The following is a 24615-nucleotide window of genomic DNA, read 5'->3' on the forward strand; positions in this document are numbered from 1 at the left end:
TGTAACTTTCTTTTTTTAATGACCGGAACCACTTATGTCTAAACAACCTTCCCGACGCCTTGCAATAAAAAATATCGTAGCGGGAACAGCCGCATTGGGATCAGCAGGGATGCTGTCGTCCTTCAGTACTTCCGAAGCAGCAAATCAAACGAACATGGCCTTGAAAGGTAATATCAATCACTCCGTATGCCGGTGGTGCTATGGGGATATTCCATTGGAACAATTATGCGTAGCTGTGAAGAAAATAGGTTTCAGCGCCATCGACCTGGTAGGTCCCAAGGACTGGCCCATCCTGCAGCAAAATGGCATCTGGTCGTCCATGTGCAATGGCGCGGAGATCAGCCTGACCAAGGGCTGGAACCACACCGAATATCATGATACATTGGTAAAAAATTACACTGAGCATATCGATCTGGTGGCGAAAGCGGGGTACAAGCAGCTCATTTGTTTCAGCGGCAATTCCGAGGGGATGGACCGGGAGACGGGCATTAAGAATTGCGTGGCGGGATTGAAGCAGATCATCGGGCTGGCGGAGCAGAAAGGCGTTACCATTGTGATGGAGCTGTTGAACAGCAAGGTGAATCATCCGGACCAGATGTGCGACAACTCGAAATGGGGTGTCGAACTGGTGAAGGCAGTAGGCTCTGAAAATTTCAAGCTGCTGTATGACATTTACCATATGCAGATCGATGAAGGGGATGTGATCCGCACCATTAACGACAACCATCAATATTTTGCGCATTACCATACGGGCGGCGTTCCTGGCAGGCATGAGATCGACGATTCGCAGGAACTGTATTATCCCGCCATTATGCGGGCGATCCTTGCGACGGGATTTAAGGGGTATGTTGCGCAGGAGTTCATTCCTGCCCGGGAGGATAAATTAAAGTCCCTGAAACAGGGGGTGAAGATCTGTGATGTGTAGCTGTGATGTTTAGCTGCAAGCGACAAGCTTCAAGCTACAAGCTACAAGGTGGGTTCATTTAAGAGAACGAGGATTTAATATTTAATAAAGGTCAGGCTTGCGGCTTGTAGCTTGCAGCTTGAGGCTAAAAAAAAGAATATGGCTGAAAACACGTACGATGCGATTGTAATAGGCAGCGGTATCAGTGGAGGATGGGCTGCGAAGGAGCTTACTGAAAAAGGGTTGAAGGTGATCATGCTGGAGCGTGGCAGAAATATCGAGCATGTAAAAGATTATGTCAATGCCAATAAGGAAGCCTGGGATCTCCCGCATCGCGGCAAGGCGACCGAGCAGATGAAAGCTGAATATCCTGTCCTGAAAAGGGATTATCCGCTGAGTGAGTGGAACCTGGATTATTGGGTAAAGGATAGTGAATGTCCTTATACGGAGACGAAGCGATTCGACTGGTTCAGGGGGTATCATGTCGGCGGCCGTTCGCTGATGTGGGGGCGTCAAAGCTATCGCTGGAGCGATTATGATTTTGAAGCCAATGCCAAGGAAGGCATTGCTGTCGACTGGCCGGTGCGGTACAAGGAAATTGCGCCCTGGTATGATTATGTGGAGCGGTTTGCAGGCATCAGCGGCAGTAAGGAGGGATTGCCTCACCTGCCTGATGGCCAGTTCCTGCCTGCATATGATATGACCTGTGTGGAAAAGGATATTGCGGTCCGGCTGAAGGAGCACTATAAAGGCAACCGTCATATGATCATCGGCCGTGTGGCCAATATCACCGTGCCGCATGGTGGACGGCCTGGCTGCCAGTTCCGGAACAAATGCTGGTTGGGCTGTCCTTTCGGAGGGTATTTCAGCACGCAGTCTTCCACGCTGCCGGCTGCTGTGGCGACGGGCAATCTGACGCTGCGGCCCTGGTCCATCGTTACGAAGATCCTGTATGATAAGGACAAGAAGAAGGCCACGGGCGTAGAGGTGCTGGATGCGGAGACGAACAAGACGTACCAATATTTTGCAAAGATCGTTTTCCTGAATGCTTCCACGCTCAATAGCGCCTGGATCCTGATGAACTCGGCTACGGACATATGGCCGGACGGGCTAGGCAGCAGCAGCGGCGAGCTGGGGCATAACCTGATGGACCATCATCTGGGTGTGGGTGCCGGTGGCATGGTGGAAGGATATGAGGACAAATATTATTCCGGGCGTCGTGCAAACGGCATTTACATCCCCCGGTACCGCAATATGTTCGGCGACAAGCGCGATTACCTGCGGGGTTTCGGCTACCAGGGCGGAGGGGGCAGGGAAGGCTATAACCATGAAGTGGCGGAATACAGCATTGGGAAGGAATATAAGGAGGCGCTGACGGAACCGGGGCCCTGGATGATGCATATCGGAGGGTTCGGAGAGATCTTACCCAATCACGACAATAAGGTGACGCTGGATAAGACGAAGAAGGATAAATGGGGACTGAATGTCCTGAACATCGACTGTGAATTAAAGGACAATGAGCTGAAGATGCGTAAGGACATGGAAGCCGACGCTGTAGAGATGCTGGAGGCTGCCGGGGTGAAAAATGTGCATGGATACAGCGGCAACCCTTATCCCGGGCGGGGCATCCATGAGATGGGCACGGCGCGGATGGGCAAGGACCCCAAGACTTCCGTTCTGAATGCTTTCAACCAGGTGTGGGACGCGAAGAATGTATTTGTGACGGATGGCTCATTCATGACGTCCGCGGCTTGTGTCAATCCTTCTCTCACGTATATGGCGATGACGGCGAGGGCCGCCGACCATGCGGTGAAGGAGCTTAAAAAAGGCAATATTTAATATATGCCCGGAGATTCACTAAAGATCAATACGAGCGCGGTGCCGCAGAATACCTACGATGCCATTGTCATAGGCAGCGGCATCAGTGGCGGGTGGGCGGCCAAAGAGCTTACTGAAAAAGGATTGAGAACGCTCATGCTGGAGAGAGGGCGTAATTTCGAGCATATAAAGGATTATAAGACCACCAATAACGCTCCCTGGGAATTTCCGCATCGCGGCAAGGTGACACAACAGGAGCTGACCGATCATCCTTACATTGGCCGTACCTGGGGTACCAAGGAGGAAGTTATAAAATACTGGTCCAAAGATGTGGATTGTCCCTATACGGAGACCAAGCCTTTCAACTGGTGGCGTTCCTATCAGCTGGGAGGGCGTAGTATTCTTTGGGGCCGGCAAAGCTACCGGTGGAGCGACTTTGATTTCGGGGCCAACGCCAAGGATGGATGGGCTGTCGACTGGCCGATACGATATAAGGACCTGGCGCCATGGTACGACCATGTGGAGCGTTTTGCCGGCATCAGCGGCTCTGTCGAGGGGCTGCCTCAATTACCGGATGGCCAGTTCCTTCCACCGATGGAATTGAATTGCGTGGAAAAGGATGTGGCTTCCAGGATCAAAGCGCATTGGAAGGACCAACGGCATATGATCATCGGTCGTGTCGCCAACCTGACCGCACCTATACCGGGGCGTACGCAGTGCCAGTTCCGCAATCGCTGCTGGGAAGGTTGTCCGTTCGGGGGCTATTTCAGCACGCAATCCTCCACGCTGCCCGCGGCGATGGCGACGGGCAAGCTAACGGTGCGGCCATATTCCATCGTCACAAAGATCCTGTATGACAAGGATACGAAGAAGGCGAAGGGGGTAGAGATCCTTGATTCCGAGAACAACAATACATATCAGTATTATTCGAAGATCGTCTTTGTAAATGCCAGCGCTTTGAACAGCGCCTGGGTCCTGATGAATTCGGCGACGCATGTATGGCCGGACGGGCTGGGCAGCAGCAGTGGAGAGCTGGGGCATAATATCATGGATCACCATTATAACGTAGGTGCATCGGGAACGATCGAGGGCTATGAAGATAAATATGTGTATGGCCGGCGTGCGAATGGTTTTTATATCGTGCGGTTTGCCAACCTGCATGGGGACAAACGTGATTACCTGAGGGGCTTTGGCTACCAGGGCAGTGCGAGCAGGCAGGATTGGAAGCGGGATGTAGCCGAGCTGGGTATTGGGCTCAGCCTGAAGGAAACTTTGACGGAGCCGGGACAATGGACCATGGGCATGACGGGATTCGGAGAGCTGCTGCCTTATCATGAGAACAAGATATCGTTGGACAAGGAGAAGAAAGATAAATGGGGGCTGCCTGTTCTGAATATGGATGCGGAGCTGAAAGAGAATGAGAAGAAGATGCGAAAGGATATGCTTTCGGAGGGTGTGGCTATGCTGGAAGCCGCGGGCTTTAAAAACGTGCATTCATGGGACAATGGTCATCATGTGGGGGATGGCATCCATGAGATGGGATCGGCGCGTATGGGCAAGGATCCAAAGACATCCGTACTCAATGGCAATAACCAGGTGTGGGATGCTAAAAATGTTTTTGTGACGGATGGGGCCTGTATGACCTCAGCCGCCTGCCAGAATCCTTCGTTGACTTATATGGCATTGACGACCAGGGCAGCGGATTTTGCGGTGAGCGAATTGAAAAAAGGAAACATTTAAGCTTCAAGCGACAAGCTGCAAGCTACAAGTGAAATATTAAGTGTAAATTTTAAAATGTTACTATGAACAGAAGAGATGCAATTTCGAGAGTAAGCTTGCTGCTGGGAGGAACGATCCTGGGAGCCGAAGCTTTTCTGTCCGGATGTTCGCAACCTGAAAAGAACATCGGGGGCGCCGGCATTAATTTCTCGAATGATGACGTCGCCTTTTTGGATGAGGTCGCAGAGACGATCCTGCCGGCCACGGATACGCCAGGGGCTAAAGAAGCCAAGGTTGGGGAGTTCATGACCCGTATTGTCCGGGATTGCTATACGGATAAGGACCAGAAAATATTCATCGACGGCATGCAAAAGCTGAACGAAAGCAGCAAGAAGAAGTATGGCCATGGATTCCAGGACATCAAGCCGGAGGAAAGACATGATCTGCTGGTGGAGATGGATAAAGAACAGAAAGCATATGCGGCCAAGAAAAAAGAGGAAGATCCAACGCACTATTTCCGCATGATGAAGGAGCTGACCTTATGGGGCTATTTCACTTCCGAGCCGGGCGCTACGAAGGCATTGCGCTATGTTGCAGTGCCGGGAAAGTATGAGGGATGCATCGATTATAAGAAAGGCGAGAAGGCCTGGGCGACCACATAGAAGTAAATTCACCTTAATATAGGGCAGGGGACCACAGCTCCGCTGCCCTACTATTTTTTATTGATCACAGCAAAATCCTTAGAGACCGTCCCTTTGATAATCCCTGTCGTATCTCCACCTTCTTCCCTGAACAGGTGTACCTTAAACTCGCAGTCGTAATATTCTTTCCCGTCGAAGTACGCCACATCTTCTATCTTGAAGCGAAAGTGCGTTGAGTCGCGCAGCTGTTCCTTCATCAGGTGGGCGGTCATGGCTTTTTCCAGGTTGTCTTTTATCTCAGCAGGAGAGAGCCGTCTTTTACAACCGATTGCTATTGTCAGCAGGGATGTTGATGCAGTGAAAAGAAAAATAGATGAAATGCGCATGGGTTGTGACTTTTCATAAAATGTAACGGTATATCTTTTAGATATCCTTAAGGGTTAGACACTAGCAAGTGTAGTTAATAAAAGTACAAGAAAAAGTTAAAAAAATATCATTACATTCAGCTATTCTCTGGTACTTTCATATATTAATCGTCACGGCTTAAACCAGCCTATGTAAAAAACGATTATCCTTGCATATGCCATTCAAAACTAACGCTCTTCTAAGGGCATGCCTATTCCTATGCCTTTTTCTTCCCTCTCATCTTCTTTTTGCACAGAAAAAAATCACCGGTAAGGTCCTCAGCGGCGGGGATAAACAGCCATTGTTGGGTGCGACGGTGGAAGTCAAGGGGAGAAAAACGGCTACACAGACTGCTGCCGATGGGACTTTCACCATCGAGGCAGCCGACAACAGTACATTAGTGATCACATCCGTGGGGTTTGTCAAACTGGAGATCCCGGTGGGAGGAAGGTCTTCTCTCGGGGATATTTCTCTTGCGGTAACGACAGCCTCGTTGAATGAGATCGTAGTCACGGGTTATGCCACACAGCGTAAAAAAGATCTTACGGGCGCTGTATCGGTGGTGGATCTTGCGGATGCCAGGAAGCAGCCGGTGCCCGATGTGGTGAATATGCTGCAGGGGCAGGCTTCGGGCGTAGCGGTCGTGGGTTCCGGTCAGCCGGGACAGGCCCCTGTGATACGGATCAGGGGATTCAATTCATTCGGTAATAACACACCCTTGTATGTTGTTGATGGCGTGCCGACGCAGAATGTAAACGATCTTAATCCCAACGATGTATCCAGCATGCAGGTGCTGAAGGATGCCGGCGCCGCCAGTATTTATGGATCGCGCGCTTCAAATGGCATCATCGTCATTACAACCAGAAGGGGAACCGGCAAGGTTAAAGTATCGTATGATGGATATTATGGGCTGCAGGTGCCGAAGGGAGGAAATGTCTGGGACATATTGAATCCCACGGAGGGCGGGCAGCTGCTGTTCAAGGCGGGGCAGAATTACAACGCGCTTAATCCGACGCTGCAAAAGCCTGTAGGCAGCAATATTTACGGGTATGGCGCTACTCCGGTGATGCCGGATTTCCTGGTCAACGGTACGGTGGGGTCGACAACCAATACGGGAGGATTTGCGTCCGGCTCGCCAGCAGCCGATCCGTCATTGTATTTTGCGGATCCAACGGGCGCTAAATATTACCAGATCGCTGCCGCCAACAAGGCCGGTACGGACTGGTACCATGAGATATTCAAGAAGAAGCCCATCCAGCAGCACAATGTCACGCTCTCCGGCGGCAACGACCAGAGCAGCTATCTTTTCTCCTTCAACTATTTCAATCAGCAGGGGACGCTGATCAATACGTATCTCAAGCGGTACACCATACGTGCCAACACCACCTATAAGGTAGGTAAGATAGTGAGGGTAGGCGAGAATATCGCTTATTCGGCAACGCAGAACCCGCAGGCCGTCAGCGGCATCCTGGTAGAAGGCAGCGCCATTGGATATGCCATGCGTGAAAATCCCATCATCCCTGTGCATGATATAAAAGGAGGCTATGCGGGCACTGCTCCGAAAGGGTTGAACAATCCCAGGAACCCAGTGGCATTGCAGGCGAATACGGGTGATGACAGGGGATTAGCCGGGAGGCTTTTCGGGAATGTGTATGGTGAAATAGATCTGATCAAGGGTCTGACTTTCCGCACCAGCTATGGTGGTGAATATTATTATGGATGGAGCCACACTTTCAATAAGCCCGACTTTTATAATGCCGAGCCACAATATACCCAGCCCGGCTATAACGAATCTTCCTACAACGGGACAGACTGGACCTGGAGCAATACCTTCACTTACAACCTGGTGAAGGGAGATCATAATCTCAAGCTGGTGGGCGGCATGGAGAGCCGTCAATTCATCAACCATAATATTGGGGGATCCATCCAGGGATTTTTCTCCTGGGATCCTAACTATGTCAATCTTTCCACCGGATCTGGTACTCCTACCACTTACAGTAACGCCAATCCCATCATCGGCTATAGTCCGACTTCCGCGAACTATAAAGCGCCAGTGGGCGCCGGCGAGAGCCTGGTGTCGTATTTTGCACGCGCCGATTATATCTTTTCGGAAAAATATTTGTTAGGGGCTACTTTCCGTCGTGATGGTTCCTCCAAGTTCATCACCAACCGCTGGGGTAATTTTTATGCGGTCAGTGCGGGATGGCGGATCTCCCAGGAAAGCTTCCTGAAAGACGCGCACTGGATCACGGACCTGAAGATCCGGGGATCATATGGCATCATGGGCAACCAGTTCAATGCCCTTGGCACGAACTCCTATACGCTGTATGGGTCCAACAAGCAAACGACTTATTATGACATTACGGGCAGTGGCAACTCCGTTGTATATGGCCTAAGTCAATCCCAGATCGGCAATCCCAATGCTAAATGGGAGCAGGATGGCAATGCCAATGTCGGGTTTGATCTCACTGTTTTGCAAGGCAAGCTGACTGTCAGCCTGGATTGGTATAATAAGAGCATTAAGGACCTGCTGTTCCAGACCACGCTGCTGGGTGCGGAGGGTGCGGCGACTGTTCCGGCTTATAATGTGGGCCGTATGAAGAATTCGGGTATCGACCTGATGATCTCCGGCCAGACAGACCTGACCCGTGATCTGAAACTGACGGGATCATTGACCTTTACTACGGTGAGCAATAAGATACAGCAGATAGATGCCAACGGCTCTAAATATTTCGATCTTGATGGCCGGCGGTTCAATGGAAGCTTTATTGTCCGCAATGCCGTAGGCCATCCTGTCAGCTCATTCTATGGGTACAAGATCATCGGATTCTGGAACAGCCAGGCGGAGCTGGATGCGGCGGATCTTTCAGCGCAGAAAGCCACCGGCAATCCCAATGCCAAATACCAGGCGGACGAGGGAATCGGCCGTTTCCGTTATGCCGACAATACGAAACAGGGATTTATAGACGCCACCAGCAAGACATTCCTGGGTAACCCAAGTCCGAAATTCACCTATGGACTCAACCTGGGCCTGGATTACAAGCATTTTGACTTCAGTGTATTCCTGTACGGCGTGTATGGCAACGATATCTGGAACAATGTGAAATGGTGGACGGATTTTTACGGGTCTTTCCCGGGTGCTGCCTCCAGCAAGACCGCCCTGTATAATTCATGGACTTTTGACAACCATAATGCCAAGGGGCCTATCCAGGATGCCGTGAATGGAAGCAATGGCAGTACGAATACGGTACCTAATTCATATTTCGTGGAAAAAGGGTCTTATCTGCGCGCGAAGAACATGACGCTGGGCTATACATTCGGGACCAGCAATCTTAACAAGATAGGCATATCCAGGGTGCGGGCTTATCTGCAGGCCGCCAACCTTTTCACCATCACGAAATACTCCGGTGTAGACCCCGAGATCTCTGTCAATTCAATGAATGGCCAGAACTCTGCAACGGACTTTGGTGTGGATGAGGGCTCTTATGCCAATCCCCGTCAATATTTACTTGGATTACAGATCACATTTTAGTGCTTATTGCTAAAGACAAAAAATATCAAAATGAACATTAAGAAATATTTGCCCTATATCGGTGTCGCATTGACCGCCTCTACCTTGCTGATCGTCGGCTGCAGCAGAGGATTCCTGGATAAGCCTGCCCTGGGTGCACTTGTTCCCTCGCAGGTAAATAACAAAGCGGGGGTCACAGCCCTGCTGATGGGCTCTTATGCCATCCTGGACGGTCAGGGCCAGGGGAATGCCGCCGTTGGCGGAGGAAACGGATGGGAAGCTTCGCCTAGCAACTGGATCTATGGCAGCGTGGCGGGCGGCGATTCCCATAAAGGCAGCAGTATCAGCGACCAACCTCCTATCGTGCCGATAGCCAATGCACAGGAGATCCCTTCCAATGGATTCTTCAATAACAAATGGAGGGCTTTGTATGAAGGCGTCACCCGTTGTAATTCAACATTGGCCACACTGGCGGCTTCTACCGATCCTTATATCTCGGCAGCGGACCGCACGGAATTTTCCGCCGAAGCCAAATTCCTGCGGGCCCATTTTTATTTCGAGCTGCGGCGCTTCTTCCATATGGTGCCCTGGATCGACGAGACTACCAAGGATTTCAACCAGCCCAACGATAAGGACATCTATCCCCAGATAGAGGCTGACCTGAAGGTAGCGGTCGACAGCCTGCCTGTGACCCAGACCAATGTCGGGGCGATCAATAAATGGGGAGCCATGTGCTACCTGGCGAAAGTATACCTGTATGAAAAGAAGTATACGGAAGCCAAGGCCCTGTTCGACCAGGTGATCCCCAATACTTATGGGGGCCCCGGGGCCGGCGGGGTAACTTCCAACAATTTATCCTATGGACTGACGGACAGGTTTGCTGATAATTTCGATGCGTCGGCAAAGAACAATAAGGAGTCAGTGTTTGCGATACAAATGACCGCCCATGATGGGACCAATTCCATCGCTCATGCCAATGGCGGCGACATGCTGAATTTCCCTTATAACAGTCCTTTCCGGTGCTGCGGCTTTTTCCAACCGTCTGTGGACCTTGCCAATTCATACCGTACGGATGCCGGCGGGCTGCCCTATGTGACGGATTATAATAGTCACGCTGTTGCGAATGATCAGGGAATCGCCTCGGACAAGCCCTTTACACCGGATGCGGGCAACCTGGATCCCCGTATTGACTGGACGATTGCCCGGAGAGGCATACCCGTGCATGACTGGGGTCTGCATCCTGGCAATAACTGGATTCGCGACCAGGGTTCAGCCGGGCCTTATTCCAACAAGAAGAACCTATACTGGCAGGCTACCGCCGGGACCTATTCCGATCAGAGCACCTGGGCGCCCGGATCGGCGATCAATTACTGTATTATCCGTTTTGCGGATGTGCTGCTGATGGCCGCTGAATGCGAAGCTCAATTAGGCAATTTCGCCCAGGCTGAAACCTATGTGAATTTTGTCCGGGCCAGGGCAGCCAAACCTGTCAATATCCTGCACAAATATATCGATGATACCAAGCCGATGGGTGGGTTTTCAGCAACTCCGGCCGCTAATTATGTCATCAGTCAATATGCACCCGGAGCTTTTAACGCGACTACCGCGTTGCCGGCCATCTATTTCGAACGAAAGCTGGAGCTTGCCTGCGAAGGCCATCGTTTCTTTGACCTGGCAAGATGGGGTATTGCGGCGACGGCGCTGAATGCGTATTTTGCATATGAAAGACAGATCACCGGTGATCTGTCGACAGGTAATTTTACAGCAGACAAGAATGAATATTTCCCCATTCCACAGGCGCAGATCGATCTGAGCAACGGGAAGCTGAAACAGAACAAGGGGTATTGAGAACGCATGCTTTTAAATAATATAAGGTTCCGGGCAGCCTGCTATATGCTGTTATCCGGGATGATGGGGGCGGCCGCGTGTAATACGGCCGCCCCTTACCATAAGAACCATTCCCGTGCGGGAGTGAAAGACGCAGACATTGCCCGGGGTGAGGCGCTGGCGGTGAAATATTGCCAGTCCTGTCATATGCTGCCCTTGCCTGATCTGCTGGGGGCCGGGACGTGGGAGAAAGGCGTACTGCCAGCCATGGGGCCGCGCCTGGGCATATTCGAATACATGCATCAACGTTACCCTGAAAACAGCCAGGATCCGAATGTGGGCAGAGGGTTCTATCCGTCTGCGCCCATGCTGACTGCGGAGGAGTGGGGGGATATCATTACTTATTATACGGCCCTGGCCCCGGACAGCCTGACGGTACCGCCACGTACGGAGGCGCTTCGGCCGGATACGGCCAGATTCAGGATCATGCTGCCGCAAATGGTGGCTGCTGCACCGGGCGGAGTTGACCCATCGCCACCTGCTACCTGTTTTATACAATATGACAGTCTCCTGCAACAGGTGATGAGTTCGGATATACTGACCCATTCATTTTCCCGATGGAACAAGAAATTACAACCTGCAGCTACGGCAATTGTTCCAGGGGCAGTGGTCTCGATGGTACATAGCGATACAGGGTTCCTGGCCTGCAATATCGGAGCTTTTCAACCGAATAATACCATGGCGGGATATATAGACCGGTGGGTGCCGGGGAAGCCATTTATGACTCCGACGTTCACCACTGTGCACCAGGGCCTCCTACGTCCTGTGCACATAGCCGAAGCCGATCTCAATGGGGATGGCAGGAAGGATATAGTAGTCTGCGAGTTCGGATATATCAAGGGTGAGCTCAGCTGGCTGGAAAACAGGGGTGACGGCACCTATGCAAAGCATATATTGCGTAATATGCCGGGGGCTATCCGCGTGGTGATAGAGGATCATGATCACGACGGCCTGCCCGATATCTGGGTATTGTTTGCACAGGGCGAGGAAGGCATCTTTTTGTATACCAATAAGGGCGGGGGACAGTTCTCCGAGCGGGAGGTGCTGCGATTTCCCCCCAGTTATGGTTCTACGTATTTCGAACTGGCCGATCTCAATGGGGATGGCAGGAAGGATATTCTATATACCTGCGGAGACAACGGAGATTTCTCCACCGTGCTCAAGCCCTATCACGGGATCTATATCTTCATCAATGACAGCGCTGTCCATTTTACACAACAATATTTTTTCCAAATGAATGGCTGCTACCGGGCCATGGCCACTGACCTGGACAGGGACGGCCTGCCGGATATCGCGGCCACGGCTTATTTTGCGGATTACAGTCATCATCCCGAGGAGGGATTCATATACCTGCATAACAACAAAGGACTGCATTTCGATCCCCATACGGTGCCGGGTACGGAGGTGGGAAGATGGATCACCATGGATGTACAGGATGTGGATGGAGACGGGTGGCCGGATGTCCTGCTGGCGAATTGCAGCGTGGGTCCTGTCTTCGACCACGGCGCTACGGACTGGAAAAAAGGCCCTCCATTTATGCTGCTGAGGAACAGCGGAAAGTAAGTTTTCGGCTATCTTTGGGGTCTATGGCGAATCTTTCTACGTGGGTGTTGTATGCGTTGCTGTCCGCATTTTTTGCAGCTCTTACGGCGATCTTCGCCAAGGCGGGGTTGAAGGATGTCAACTCTGATCTTGCCACTGCCGTGCGGACAGCCGTGGTCCTTTTGATCACCTGGGGGATCGTGCTGTACCGGGGACATGGAAAGGAGGTAGGAGGGCTTTCACGCAGCAACTGGCTTTTCCTTATTTTGTCGGCCATTGCTACGGGCTTATCCTGGTTGTTTTACTACCGGGCTTTGCAAATGGGGAAGGTGTCCGAGGTGAGTGTGATCGATAAGGGAAGTATCGTTTTTACCATATTGTTGTCCTTTGTTTTTCTTCGCGAGCCCCTGACATTGCGGGTAATGCTGGCGGCTATCCTTATCTTCGCGGGCATGTTAGTGCTGGTATGGAAATAATTCAATAAATACATGATGGATTCCGTCTGGTTGTTGTTTGCCATAGGGTTATTGGTAGGTGGACTTGGTACGCTGATAGGGGCAGGAGGAGGGTTTATCCTCGTGCCTGTGCTGTTATTCCTGTATCCTTCTTTAGCGCCTGACACGATCACGGCCATCTCCATGGCGATCGTCGCATGTAATGCTATTTCGGGAACATTGGCTTATGCGCGCGCGCAGCGGGTGGATTATAAGGCAGGCATACAATTTGCAGCTTTTACCATACCGGGAAGCATTTTGGGAGTGATGGTCACCAGGGTAATATCGAGATCGCTGTTTTCTATGGTATTCGGAGGCTTGCTGATCCTTCTTGCTTTTTATTTATTGTTTTCGAAGAAGGACTATAAGAAGATACCTGTGAATAAGGGATATGGGAGATCTACCCAGGTCCGCATCCTGACAGACCGGAAGGGAGAGACCTATCGTTATTCTTACAACCAGTATATTGGCTGGGGGATTAGCCTGGTGGTGGGATTTATCTCGCCGATCCTGGGCATCGGAGGAGGCATTATTCATGTGCCTGCCTTGATCAACTGGCTACAATTCCCGGTGCATATAGCCACTGCTACCTCTCATTTTATACTGGCTGTCATGTCCGTGGTGAGTGTGGTGGTGCATATAGTGCAGGGCAGCTATCATGATCCGGCGATACAGCGCATGGTATTCTGTTTGGGGCTGGGGGCGATTGCCGGCGCTCAGGCTGGCGCTTATTTTTCTCACCGGATACGAGGGCGGGCCATCGAGCGGGCCCTGGCTGTTTCCCTGGGGTTAGTAGGTATCCGCATCCTGCTGGGGCAGCTTTAATCTCCTTTTAATTAAACCTTTGTTTTTTTAACACGTCTGAGCACAATAACGGGCTAACTTTTTGCATTGTATTAACTCTAATAAGATAAAAAACCTAGTATGACAAAACACACCGCATTGACCAGGACTACCATGATCGCCGCATTGTTCGTTTCACTTATTGGATTGGGCTCCTGTACAAAACATACTACCCAGGTAGTGGACCAGGGCTTTTCTGCTATTTACACTATTCATTCGGGGGATTGGAAGGTGGATACCTATACGGGAGGGACCGGCTCGCCATTGAACCAATATGCGACCAATCTGAGTGTGCCGGAGATAGACGATAAGATCGTTGCCAATGGAGGGGTGATCGTTTATCTTTCTTTTGACGGAGGGAATACGTATGATGCGTTGCCGGAGGAGATTACCGGGATTACCTACAATGCGATCCATTCCAAGGGCAATGTATATATAGGGTTCCGGACGATCGATGGATCTCAGCCTACTCTTCCCAGTGGGGATGTCCTTGCCAAGGTGGTGATCCTGGACGCCACCCCGCTGGATTAAAGATCTTTCTATGGTGTCAGCCCTGGCCCGATTTACCGGCCAGGGCATTTTTTTATGCAAAAGCGGGTTAACTGGGAATATCTTATTAATTTCAAGAATAAGAACCCCTGACGCCCGATATGTCATTACCTCAGCCCTTCTCAGTTTATCCATCTGCCTCTAAGGTGTGGCCCGATAGTTGCCGTATTGCTTCATTCCCCCTATTTTTAAGGTCAACCACACGCTAATATCCTGTGTCAATTGAATTTATACATAATGAAAAAGAGCTGCTTCATCGTGTAGCCCAGGATGACAGAGAAGCTTTCAGGCAGTTGTATGGGTACTATTACAAGATTGTCCAACAGTATGTGCGTCTTTTTGTGCCTTCCAGGGATAACCTGGAGGAATTGACGCAGGATATCTTCATAAAGATGTGGGAGAAGCGTCAGCGCCTGGCGACGGTGGATAGCTTTAAGGATTATATATTCATCGTATCGCGGAATACGGTGTTCAACTATTTCCGGTCGCTAAAGGTCCAGCAGCAGACCCGGGAGCTGGATGAAGGGATGGAGTCCACGTCTGCGCATCATTCCGAGCATGCCGTCTTGTATAAGCAATACTATCATATTGCGGCAGAGGGGATGGATAAGCTGACGCCCAGGCGGCGGGAGATCTTAAAGATGCGTATCGAGCAGGGTTTTACCCTGGATGAGATCGCCGGCAAGCTGGGTATTTCCCGGGCGGCTGTGAAGAAACAACTGTATGAGGCAACCGCATTTGTAAGACAGTATTTGATCGATCATGCCCAGATATCGATGGTCTTGTTTGTTTTTCTCTCCCTCTTTGATGTTCTAAGTATTTGATTTTCACTTGCTTGAAGTTTTCTGCATTTTTTTTCAAAAAAATAGGCTTTTCGGGGTATCCCCTGACTATCCGTGCGTGTCTTTATCATAACACCTTATTTTTATGAATCTAAAGGATGCCCGATCATTTGTTGCACGTTTCGTTAAAGGGGAATATACCCCGGAGGAATATGCAACATTTTTACGGTGGCTCCAGGACGCTTCGATCGATGAGCTGGGAATTATTGCAGACGAACATGAAGCACTATTCGAACAGTGGTCGTTGGCTGCTGTCGCTCCTTCTCCTGAGTGGGTGGGGCAACTGGAGCAGAAACTGGATGAGCAGGAAAGATTAGCGCCGGTGAAAAGGTTGAATACTGGCCGGGTAGTGAGAAGGCCGATGTGGATAGCGGCAGCTTCTGTTTTGCTGGCGGTCACCGGGGGATATTTGTGGTACAATCATTCGATAGACAAACAGGCAGCGGTCGCAGATAATCCTGTCATAGCTCTTAATAAAGTTTTTTCGGTCGCCCGTGGGGGACAGCAGCAGGAGTTCACGCTGGCTGACGGCAGTAAGATCTGGTTGAATGCCGCCAGCACATTGAAGTATCCTGCGAGCTTCAGCGGGTCTGAACGTACGGTGGAATTGACGGGTGAAGCCTATTTCGAGGTGACGGGCAGCGCTGCCAGACCTTTCCATGTTAAGATCAAAGGGGCCGAGATCGAGGTGTTGGGAACGCATTTTAACGTGAAAGCCTATGGTGAGGAGTCTTCCAGCAAGACAACGCTTGTAGACGGTGCGGTGAAAGTGATAAGAGGTACAGAAACTTTGCAGCTCAAGCCAGGTGAGCAAGCTGAAATAGTGTATCCTACATCGGGAGCGAATCCTCCGATGAAGCTTCAAAAGGGTGTTGACATCGATCATGTCTTGTCCTGGAAGAGCGGGGATCTGGAATTCAAGGATGATGCCCTATCAAATGTCATGCAGGCCATCTCCCGTTGTTACGATGTTGAGATCCGCTACCAGTCGGGAATACCGGAGGCGCGTTTTACCGGAAACTTCTCACGTCAGTCCAATATCCAACAGATTTTGAATCAATTAGAGCACCAAAACATACATTGTTCGTTACAGGGTAAAGTAGTTACAGTATTACGTTAGAGCACCATATTGTCCATAACCATTGAACCGAGTCCGCCAGTTACAGCCGCTGTCATGGGTAAGAAATAAGTATTTTTCTTATATTTACTCATGATTCGCAGGCTGTAACTTTATTTATTCAAACCTTCGCCTAATGGGCTCGATGAAACCGGTTGCTTTCTTACTGCTTATAGCCTGCTTACAGAGAAGCACCACCGGATATTGCCAAACATCGAACAAGGTAACGCTCTCGGAAAGGAATACATCTTTAGAAAAAATTCTTATTGCCATACGCAAGCAGACCGGCATCACCTACTTCGGGGATGCAGCGTGGCCGCAGCTAGCGCATAAAGTGACGATCTCCGTCAGGGATATGCCTTTCCGGGAGGTGTTGGACATCTGTTTTCGGGGGCAGCCGTTGTATTATGAGATGGTGGACGGCGCTATTTCCATTCATATCATCCGCACAAAAGATTTCCTATTACGTGGTGTGATCCGCAACGAAAAGCAGGAGGCTGTACCGGGCGCCTCCATATTTTCCAAGGGTGGGGGCAAGCCTTCTTCCGCCATCAGCGATGAGAGCGGAGGATTCAGCATCATGCTGGGCAAGCAGGACACGAGCCTGGTGTTCAGCAGCATCAATTACGAGACGAAAGAAATGCCTTACAGGGGAGAGAAGGAAATGAACGTAGAGGTGAAGGCCAGGATCATCGAGCTGGCCGGTGCAGTGGTGGCGCATAATGGATACCAGGATGTGCCGAAGGAAAGGGCTACGGGCAGTTATAGCCAGGTGACCAATACCGTGATCGAAAGGGCTGTGTCGACCAATGTATTGGACAGGCTGGACGGAGTGACTTCCAGCCTGATCTTTAACAAGAATGTGGTACCGGGGACGAATCAGTCGGTGATCACGATCCGGGGACGTAGTACGATCAATGCGAATCCGGATCCACTGGTCGTGGTGGACAATTTTCCTTACAGCGGGAATATCAATAATATCAATCCGGAGGATATCGAGACGGTGACGGTGCTGAAGGATGCGGCGGCGGCTTCGATCTGGGGAGCTTTTTCGGGGAATGGGGTGATTGTGATGACGACGAAGAAGGGAAGGTACAACCAGGCGAAGAAGTGGAATTTTACTACGAGCATGATGGCAGGGGAGAAGCCGGATCTGTATTATCAGCCGATCATGAGCTCGAAGGATTATATTGGGGTGGAGGAGTTTTTGTTTGACAGCAGCTTTTATCAGCAGAAAGAAATGAATTCTTCTCATCCTGTGTTATCTCCGGTGGTGGAGATCCTCATCAAAAAAAGGGATGGAGTTATTTCCGCCGCCGATGCGCAGGCGCAGCTGGATGCCCTGGGGAAGGTGGACACCCGGCAAGACCTTAAGAAATATTTTTACCGGCATAGTCTGAACCAGCTGTATGCGTTGAATTTCAGCGGGGGGAGCGCCAGGGATCATTACTTTGTTTCTGCGGGGTACAACAAGGACCTGTCTAACCTGGTAAGGAACCAATATGACCGGATCACGCTGAATGGAAGTAATACCTGGAGCATTCTGCCAAAGAAGCTGGAGCTCCGTACGGACTTTACGTTTGTGTCGAGTGGTGTGCAGAATAATAATATTGGTGATATAAATGCATCGTACCCTTATCTGAAGCTGGCTGATGCCAATGGCAATGCCGTGTCTGTTCCGGTGGGGTTACGTCAAACCTACGTAGATACCGTGGGTGGCGGACAATTATTAGACTGGCATTACCGGCCCCTGGATGAATTACAGAATGCAGACGACAAGACAAAGCTTACGGATTACCGGCTCAATATCGGCCTGCAGTACACCATCCATAAGGGGTTGAATGCGCATCTTTATTATCAGTACCAACATGGGAAGTCGGATGAAAAGAATTTCCAAAGCGTTCAAACCTATGCTACCCGAGACCTCATTAATTCTTATACGCGAATAAATGCGGATGGCAAGCTTTCCTGGCCTATACCCAAGGGTGGGATCATGGATGAGACGATCAACAGTTATGATGCGCATAATGTGCGCCTTCAATTGAATTATGACCACGCATTTGACGCGGAAAATCAGTTGAATGTACTAGCTGGTTGGGAACTAAGGGATGTGGAAGGTCATTACGACGGCACCCGTCTCTACGGATATGATCCCGGTACAAATTCGGGTGACACGGTAGATTATACTCAAGATTACCTTCTGTATTACACTCCCTCTACGGCTAAAATTCCATACCAGGACCGGCATTACGGTACCTCCGATCGTTTCCTTTCCTATTATGGCAATGCTTCTTATTCTTATCGTCAACGATATATCATTTCGGCCAGTGCCCGCCGGGATGAGTCGAATCTCTTTGGCGTGCGCACGAATCAGAAAGGCGTACCCTTGTGGTCAGTAGGAGCGGCGTGGGAAATGTCACGGGAAAATTTCTATCGCATAGACTGGCTGCCCTTTTTAAAGCTGCGGGTCACCGATGGATACAATGGTAATGTGGATCGGTCAGTATCGGCCTATACTACGGCACAGCTCAATGGATTTGTAAATGATTATGGGACGGCCTATAGTGGTATTGTAAATCCACCCAATCCTTCCCTGCGATGGGAGAAGATCAATATTTTCAATGCAGGCCTGGATTTTGCCAGCCGGAACAACCGGGCGGAAGGCAGTTTCGAATACTATATCAAGAGCGGTAAAGATTTGATCGGCCAGACCATGATGGATCCTACCACTGGCGTGATCGTGTTTACGGGTAATACTGCCAACATGGTTGCCCACGGCTGGGATCTCGCTCTCCATACCCGGAACCTGGTGGGGCCATTCAGGTGGAACAGTGACTGGCTGTTCAGCCGAGTTAAGGATAAAGTGACGCGTTATGCTGTGGCACAGGCTTCCGTGGAGGCTTACACTAAAACAGGCACCATCAATCCTTTGGTGGGCAGACCTTTATACTCTGTGTATGCCTTGCGCTGGATGGGGCTGGACCCTCGTTCGGGCGATCCCTTAGGTAACTTGCATGGGCAACCGGACACCAGCTATGGTAAATTCATTACCTATCCAGTGGATAGCCTGATCTATAAGGGACCTGCTTATCCAACGTTCTTCGGCAGCTGGCGTAATACTTTCAACTGGCGAAGATTTGAGCTGTCCTTCAATATTATTTTCAAGCTGGGGTATAGTTTTCGAAGGAATTCAATCGAGTATGCCGGCGTATACAGCGGCATTTCAAAAGGGCGCTCCGATTATGCGCTTCGCTGGCAAAAGCCAGGGGACGAAAAGACGACGAATGTGCCCTCCCGGCCTTTTCCACTCAATAATAGCCGGGACCAATTTTATGCCAATTCGGAGGTGCTGATCGAAAAGGGGGACCATGTTCGTCTACAGGATATCCGGATCAGCTATGATCTGCCTAAAAAGTCCTATGCAAGGCTTCCCCTACAGGCGATCCGTTTTTACCTTTATGCAAACAATATCGGCATTCTTTGGAAGGCAAACCATAAAGGTATCGATCCGGATTATGTTAATAGTATTCCGAACCCCCGAACACTGGCCTTGGGGTGTAAGCTGGAATTTTAAATAAAGCGGCGTATGCAAAGATCACATTGTAGGCAGTTCATAATCTTCCTGCTGCTGGCGGGTGTAGTTATCTTGCCGGCGTGCAGCAAGACCGCGTTCCTGGACAAAAAACCTAATTCGCAATTGGTGGTGCCTACTACCCTGACCGATTTTCAGAATTTGCTGGATAATCAACTGGTCATGCAGGAAACTCCGGAGCTAGGTGAACTGTCTTCGGATAATTACCGAATACTGTACAGTACCTGGGTGGGGTTGACGGCGAAGTCGCAGAATGCTTATACCTGGGCTCAGGACACTTATGGCGGCCAGACACAGATACCGGATTGGGACCTGCCTTATAGACAGGTGTTTTATGCCAATGTAGTGCTGGACGGGTTGCCCAGGATCAAGGTGGATGAATCTAACCGGCAGGATTGGAATAGGATCATGGGGACGGCCCATTTCATCCGGGCCTATGCTTTTTACAATCTATCCCAAATCTTTGCTCCTGTATATGACGCTACCACCGCTTCTGACGATTTAGGTATTGCTCTTCGATTGAGTCCGGACGTCAACCTGAAATACAAACGCGCCAATGTCCAGGATACGTATAACCAGATACTCTCGGACCTTCGCCAGGCGGATAGCCTGCTTCCTGATGAGCGGCCTTCCGCCAATCTCAACCGTCCTTCCCGCCCGGCTGCCCTGGCGATGCTAGCCCGGGTTTGCCTGAGCATGCAAGCTTATCCCCAAGCCGGCACTTATGCTGATAGAAGCCTTCAATTGTATGATACGCTGATGGATTATCGTACCCGCCCATATACATCCAATCTCCCTATAGATCAGTTAAATCCGGAAACGTTGTACCAAAGCGTTCTATATAGTTTCTCGGAAGTATTGGTGGGCGGCAGTTTTAAAGTCACTTGCATTGTAGATTCCAATCTTTATGCATCCTATGCGCCAGGGGATCTGCGGCGCGTTGTATTTTATAGAATTGGTAGCCTATCCGGTTTGCCCTACTTGAAAGGGAGCTATTCCGGCAAATCCTATTGTTTTAGCGGCCTGGCGGTGGATGAGGTCTACCTGATCAGGGCCGAATGCGCTGCACGGGCCGGAAATAAAGATGCAGCCCTGGCCGATCTGAATACCTTGCTACAGCATCGCTGGGTAAGACCGGATTCTATCCCGTATATTCCCGTCACAGCTGCCTCCGCCTCGGATGCATTGGACAGTGTCCTGATAGAAAGAAGAAAGGAACTGGCATTCCGGGGCCTGCGATGGACTGATCTTAGAAGACTCAATAAGGAAGGCGCCAATATCACCCTATCCCATGGGCTGAATGGCCAGGTCTATCGATTGCCGCCTTCCAGTCCTAACTATGTCTTTTATCTGCCTCCGGATGTGCTCCGGCTCAGCGGCATGCAGGATAATGACAACAGGGTTACGATCACTCCAAATTAAATGCAATTAGTTTTTGGCTTTTTTGGGGACGGGGTTCCCTGCTTTACAATTAGAGGTGCAATAATTCCCCCAGCAGCAAGGAGTGTAGGTGCTTCCTACTTTGTAATAGGTGCAAATATTAGAAGAAGGTGTATTGCAGATATAATCGATCCCCATTCTGCCGGCTAGAACATAACCCCCATTGAAATAATATTGCGTTGCTCCCAGGCAATCCTGGTGGAGACGAGTGGCGAAAGCTCCGCCAATACTGAGTCCAACAGCCAAGGTCATGAGTGTCCATTTGATCTTTTTCATACAAGATTTTTTTTAGTGATGAATATGGAGGTAAAGAACTTCCTGCGTTGGAGAATAATGCCCAGGACAGACAGGGCTACGAAGAAAAGATTGAAGACCATGTGCTGCGGCCAGCTTAGTTTCCGGATCACGCCGCCACAGGAGCAGGGCACATAGGCAAAAAAGTGCAGCAGCACGGAGCCGGTGTAGAGAGTGAAAAGTGTCATTAATATCAAGGATGCGATCAAGCCCGGTAAGCGGGTGCGCTCGAACATCAATGTCAGGGCGATAACAATTTCGAGCGAGGGGATGGTCCATACCAGGAAGGGTGTCCAGGAATTAGGGAATGGCTGGTTGTTCATCTCCCCGATGAAGCGATCGAACTCCAGGAATTTGCTTATGCCGGCATATAGGAAAAGTAATATCAATAAAGCGGCGATGGCTTCGAGCGTGACTTGCCTTCTGTTCATGATCTGAGAAGTTAGCAAGTCAAAAGGTAACAGGCAAAGAAGGGAAGAAAAAAGGGGCGCGGCTATGTGCTAATCTGTAAGCATGAATGCAGAGATTCTGAAGAGAGAATAGAGGAAAGGCATCAGTGATACCTATGCCGTATGCTAGCGGTCATGTCTATCTGTTGATGCCTTCCGGTCTAAATTAGTTCACCCGGCACTTTGCCTACCGGGCCGGAGCCTAGTTCCTGGCTTTTTTGGGAGCGGGTTTGGAAGTCATGCAATTGGAGGTGCAATAATTCCCCCAGCAGCAGGGCGTGTAGGTGCTTCCTACCTTGTAATAAGTGCACACTGCGGAAGAAGGCGTATTGCAAATATAATCTATCCCCATTCTGCCGGCCAACACATAAGAACCTCCATTAAGGTAATACTGTGTTGCTCCCAGACAGTCCTGCGGTAGCCGGGGGGTCGTGGCGAAAGCGCCGCCAATACTAAATGCGATAGCCAGGGTCATGATCATGAACTTGATCTTTTTCATACGAAACTGTTTTTAGTGATTATTATGGATTTAAAGGAACTCTTACGTTGGAGGATAATGCCTAAGACCGATAAGGCAACAAAGAAAAGATTGAAGACCAGGTGCTGCGGCCAGCTGAGCTTCCTGATCACGCCGCCACAGGAGCAGGGCACATAATCAAAGAAATGCAGCAGGATAACAGCGGTGTAAATCGTGAACAGGGTCATTAAGACAAGTGATGCGATCAAACCCACCATACGTGTACGCTCAAAGATCAAAGCAAGGGAAATGGCTATTTCAAGAGAGGGAACTGTCCAAACCAGGAATGGGGTCCAGGAATTAGGAAAAGGCTGGTTATTCATCTCGCCGATGAAACGTTGAAAGTCCAGAAATTTACTTACACTCGCATACAGGAAAAGCATTATCAGTAGGGCCGAGATAGACTCCAGTACGACCTGTCTCTTATTCATAAAAGTTCAAGGTTTACCCAAGGGGTTGCCCGGGCGATTTGTTAGATTCTGATGTAAAATAATTAGATAGGCAAGGCGGTATTCAGAAATGGAACGGAGAGTAATAAGGAAAGGTTGCTAGATAGTAATAAGGTATTGATCTAATAGGATTAAGATTCCGGTTTTAAAGATCGGTAAAAATGACGCAATAGCAAAAACGTTTATGGAAAATAATCAATACTACATGAATACTCGTAATTGTTTTGGTCTGCCACCATGGGTTTGTGCCCAGATTTTAATAATTTATTTGTACTACGAAGTCCATGAATACGTTTAGTGTATCATGCGTTATTTACCATTTTTCTGCATACTGCTGATGTGCCCCGGACTGAAGGGCCAGCCCTCTCTGTCGAAGGAGAAAGATTCGACCTTTATTCGTTGCATGCTGCAGGAACATAATGCATTCAGGAGCGAAGAGCAATTGTCACCCCTCGGCTGGTCGGAGGAACTTGCTGCAGATGCCAAAGCCTGGGCCAGCCACCTTGCGAAGAGTGATAAAGGAGACCATGACCAGTCCATCCGGGGTCGTGAGGGAGAAAATATCTGGTGGGGTACGACCGGCGCCTTTACTTATACTGAAATGGTAGACTTTTGGGGCAACGAGAAGGCTGCGTTCGTTTACGGGGTCTTTCCAGATTGTAACAATGGAAGCGGTGTTGTCGGGCACTATACGCAGATCGTATGGAAGAATACGACAAAGGTGGGGTGCGCGCTGGCCACCAATGGAAAGAAGGATTATCTTGTTTGCCGTTATTCCCCGGCCGGCAACATCATTGGACAGAAACCATTTTAGGCGGCCCGTTCCATTATCTCATCCATGCTGATGCCCAGATGGCTTTCATCATAAATACATTCACCATTGCGGATGACCAATACCTGGGGAGATTCGTGAGGCACCTGGAAGCTATCGGCGATCTTATTGGAAATGGGACGATAGCTCAGCAAGTCCAGGAAATAAAAGTCGATATCCCAGGGCTGGGCATTTCTTTCCAGGCGGCTTTTTACCAGGGCGCTGGTGGAACAACGGGTACTATGCTTAAAGATCACCTGGGGACGTTGCGCCGACCGCTGACGGATCTCATCTAATTGTGTTTCAGTCTGTAATGTTATCCAGTTCATACTTTGATCAGTTATGTCGGGGTAATAACGCCGGCAAAGGAAAAAAGATCATTTTTTCAATAAAAAAAAGGTCATCCCAGGGGACAACCTTTCCATATAAGTATTTAAATAGGAGTTTTACTTGGATTAGCGGCTTGCACCGTAGCCACTGAAGCCTCTGCTCATATTACAACCACCCCTGGATGAAGCGCAGGAGGTAAATGCAGTTGCAACGGCGAGGGCAAGGGCGAGGATCATGATAATCTTTCTCATTGTAAGAGGTATTTAGTGTTAAAAGTTGATTGCCTGGCTATAATGAGGAATTGGGACCAGGTAATTCAGAGGAAGGGATCCGGATGTAGTTGGGGAGTTTCGAAGGATAGAGAAAGGGTAACCTGTGAACGATGATACAAAGTAAATACAAAAAAACGATTCATGCAAGCCCGGATAGGCTTCTTAGGATTTTTTTTGCTAATCAACTGG

22 protein-coding genes are annotated in these 24615 nt (G+C 49.8%); 15 read left to right on the plus strand and 7 right to left on the minus strand.

Going from position 1 to position 24615, the window contains the following annotated elements:
- Window positions 1-34 precede the first annotated feature (34 nt).
- The 4 genes from Q4E93_RS16790 to Q4E93_RS16805 all read left to right on the plus strand — a co-directional run bounded on the left by Q4E93_RS16790 (window position 35) and on the right by Q4E93_RS16805 (window position 5103).
- Entirely contained in the window at window positions 35-925 is an 891-nt protein-coding gene (locus tag Q4E93_RS16790) for a hydroxypyruvate isomerase family protein (protein WP_303587133.1), read from the plus strand.
- Window positions 926-1063: 138 nt separating this feature from the next.
- Window positions 1064-2743 carry a GMC oxidoreductase gene (locus tag Q4E93_RS16795; protein WP_303587135.1) on the plus strand — a complete coding sequence of 560 codons (1680 nt, stop codon included), beginning with the start codon at window positions 1064-1066 and terminating at the stop codon, window positions 2741-2743.
- A 3-nt stretch (window positions 2744-2746) separates the two neighbouring features.
- The gene (locus tag Q4E93_RS16800; protein ID WP_303587137.1) at window positions 2747-4462 is read left to right on the plus strand and encodes a GMC oxidoreductase; all 1716 of its coding nucleotides are present in this window, start codon (window positions 2747-2749) and stop codon (window positions 4460-4462) included.
- Between the two features lie 62 nt (window positions 4463-4524).
- The gene (locus Q4E93_RS16805) at window positions 4525-5103 is read left to right on the plus strand and encodes a gluconate 2-dehydrogenase subunit 3 family protein (protein WP_303587139.1); all 579 of its coding nucleotides are present in this window, start codon (window positions 4525-4527) and stop codon (window positions 5101-5103) included.
- Between the two features lie 50 nt (window positions 5104-5153).
- Here Q4E93_RS16805 and Q4E93_RS16810 read toward each other — a convergent pair whose 3' ends face one another.
- Complete coding sequence (locus Q4E93_RS16810; RefSeq protein ID WP_303587141.1) at window positions 5154-5468, minus strand: hypothetical protein; 315 nt, start codon at window positions 5466-5468, stop codon at window positions 5154-5156.
- Between the two features lie 194 nt (window positions 5469-5662).
- Between Q4E93_RS16810 and Q4E93_RS16815 the strand changes: the two genes are divergently transcribed.
- The 10 genes from Q4E93_RS16815 to Q4E93_RS16860 all read left to right on the plus strand — a co-directional run bounded on the left by Q4E93_RS16815 (window position 5663) and on the right by Q4E93_RS16860 (window position 21286).
- The gene (locus Q4E93_RS16815; RefSeq protein ID WP_303587142.1) at window positions 5663-9019 is read left to right on the plus strand and encodes a SusC/RagA family TonB-linked outer membrane protein; all 3357 of its coding nucleotides are present in this window, start codon (window positions 5663-5665) and stop codon (window positions 9017-9019) included.
- A 30-nt stretch (window positions 9020-9049) separates the two neighbouring features.
- Window positions 9050-10846: a RagB/SusD family nutrient uptake outer membrane protein gene (locus Q4E93_RS16820; RefSeq protein ID WP_303587144.1), complete on the plus strand. Its 1797-nt coding sequence runs from the start codon at window positions 9050-9052 to the stop codon at window positions 10844-10846.
- Window positions 10847-10852: 6 nt separating this feature from the next.
- The gene (locus tag Q4E93_RS16825) at window positions 10853-12448 is read left to right on the plus strand and encodes an FG-GAP-like repeat-containing protein (protein ID WP_303587146.1); all 1596 of its coding nucleotides are present in this window, start codon (window positions 10853-10855) and stop codon (window positions 12446-12448) included.
- Window positions 12449-12471: 23 nt separating this feature from the next.
- Window positions 12472-12903 (plus strand): EamA family transporter, encoded by a 432-nt coding sequence (locus Q4E93_RS16830; protein ID WP_303587147.1) that lies wholly within the window; start codon window positions 12472-12474, stop codon window positions 12901-12903.
- Window positions 12904-12915: 12 nt separating this feature from the next.
- On the plus strand, window positions 12916-13746 hold the full coding sequence (locus tag Q4E93_RS16835; protein WP_303587149.1) for a sulfite exporter TauE/SafE family protein: 831 nt from the start codon (window positions 12916-12918) through the stop codon (window positions 13744-13746).
- A 99-nt stretch (window positions 13747-13845) separates the two neighbouring features.
- Window positions 13846-14295 carry a hypothetical protein gene (locus tag Q4E93_RS16840; protein WP_303587150.1) on the plus strand — a complete coding sequence of 150 codons (450 nt, stop codon included), beginning with the start codon at window positions 13846-13848 and terminating at the stop codon, window positions 14293-14295.
- Between the two features lie 233 nt (window positions 14296-14528).
- On the plus strand, window positions 14529-15137 hold the full coding sequence (locus tag Q4E93_RS16845) for an RNA polymerase sigma factor (RefSeq protein WP_303587152.1): 609 nt from the start codon (window positions 14529-14531) through the stop codon (window positions 15135-15137).
- Between the two features lie 103 nt (window positions 15138-15240).
- Window positions 15241-16275, plus strand: a complete 1035-nt coding sequence (locus Q4E93_RS16850; RefSeq protein WP_303587154.1) for a FecR family protein — start codon at window positions 15241-15243, stop codon at window positions 16273-16275.
- A 133-nt stretch (window positions 16276-16408) separates the two neighbouring features.
- Window positions 16409-19846, plus strand: a complete 3438-nt coding sequence (locus Q4E93_RS16855) for a SusC/RagA family TonB-linked outer membrane protein (protein ID WP_303587156.1) — start codon at window positions 16409-16411, stop codon at window positions 19844-19846.
- 12 nt (window positions 19847-19858) lie between these two features.
- Window positions 19859-21286, plus strand: a complete 1428-nt coding sequence (locus Q4E93_RS16860) for a RagB/SusD family nutrient uptake outer membrane protein (protein ID WP_303587158.1) — start codon at window positions 19859-19861, stop codon at window positions 21284-21286.
- 6 nt (window positions 21287-21292) lie between these two features.
- On the opposite strand, the gene Q4E93_RS16865 is transcribed toward Q4E93_RS16860, so the two are convergent.
- The 4 genes from Q4E93_RS16865 to Q4E93_RS16880 form a co-directional block, all read right to left on the minus strand.
- Window positions 21293-21580, minus strand: coding sequence for a DUF6520 family protein (locus tag Q4E93_RS16865; RefSeq protein ID WP_303587160.1), 288 nt, complete (start codon window positions 21578-21580; stop codon window positions 21293-21295).
- Window positions 21577-22029, minus strand: a complete 453-nt coding sequence (locus Q4E93_RS16870) for a MauE/DoxX family redox-associated membrane protein (RefSeq protein ID WP_303587162.1) — start codon at window positions 22027-22029, stop codon at window positions 21577-21579. The genes Q4E93_RS16865 and Q4E93_RS16870 overlap by 4 nt, the downstream gene beginning before the upstream one ends.
- Before the next feature lie 220 nt (window positions 22030-22249).
- On the minus strand, window positions 22250-22546 hold the full coding sequence (locus Q4E93_RS16875; protein WP_303587163.1) for a DUF6520 family protein: 297 nt from the start codon (window positions 22544-22546) through the stop codon (window positions 22250-22252).
- Window positions 22543-22995 carry a MauE/DoxX family redox-associated membrane protein gene (locus Q4E93_RS16880; protein WP_303587165.1) on the minus strand — a complete coding sequence of 151 codons (453 nt, stop codon included), beginning with the start codon at window positions 22993-22995 and terminating at the stop codon, window positions 22543-22545. Before Q4E93_RS16880 ends, Q4E93_RS16875 begins: the two co-directional genes overlap by 4 nt.
- A 322-nt stretch (window positions 22996-23317) precedes the next feature.
- On the opposite strand from Q4E93_RS16880, the gene Q4E93_RS16885 reads away from it, so the two are divergent.
- Window positions 23318-23827 carry a CAP domain-containing protein gene (locus Q4E93_RS16885; protein ID WP_303587167.1) on the plus strand — a complete coding sequence of 170 codons (510 nt, stop codon included), beginning with the start codon at window positions 23318-23320 and terminating at the stop codon, window positions 23825-23827.
- Here the strand turns inward: Q4E93_RS16885 and ytxJ are convergent.
- On the minus strand, window positions 23824-24153 hold the full coding sequence (gene ytxJ, locus Q4E93_RS16890; protein WP_303587169.1) for a bacillithiol system redox-active protein YtxJ: 330 nt from the start codon (window positions 24151-24153) through the stop codon (window positions 23824-23826). The genes Q4E93_RS16885 and ytxJ overlap by 4 nt on opposite strands.
- Window positions 24154-24279: 126 nt before the next feature.
- Window positions 24280-24405, minus strand: a complete 126-nt coding sequence (locus tag Q4E93_RS16895; protein ID WP_303587171.1) for a hypothetical protein — start codon at window positions 24403-24405, stop codon at window positions 24280-24282.
- Between the last annotated feature and the right edge of the window lie 210 nt (window positions 24406-24615).

Origin of the sequence: Flavitalea plasmicola (assembly GCF_030546645.1) — a bacterium.
Taxonomy (GTDB): Bacteria; Bacteroidota; Bacteroidia; order Chitinophagales; family Chitinophagaceae; genus Puia.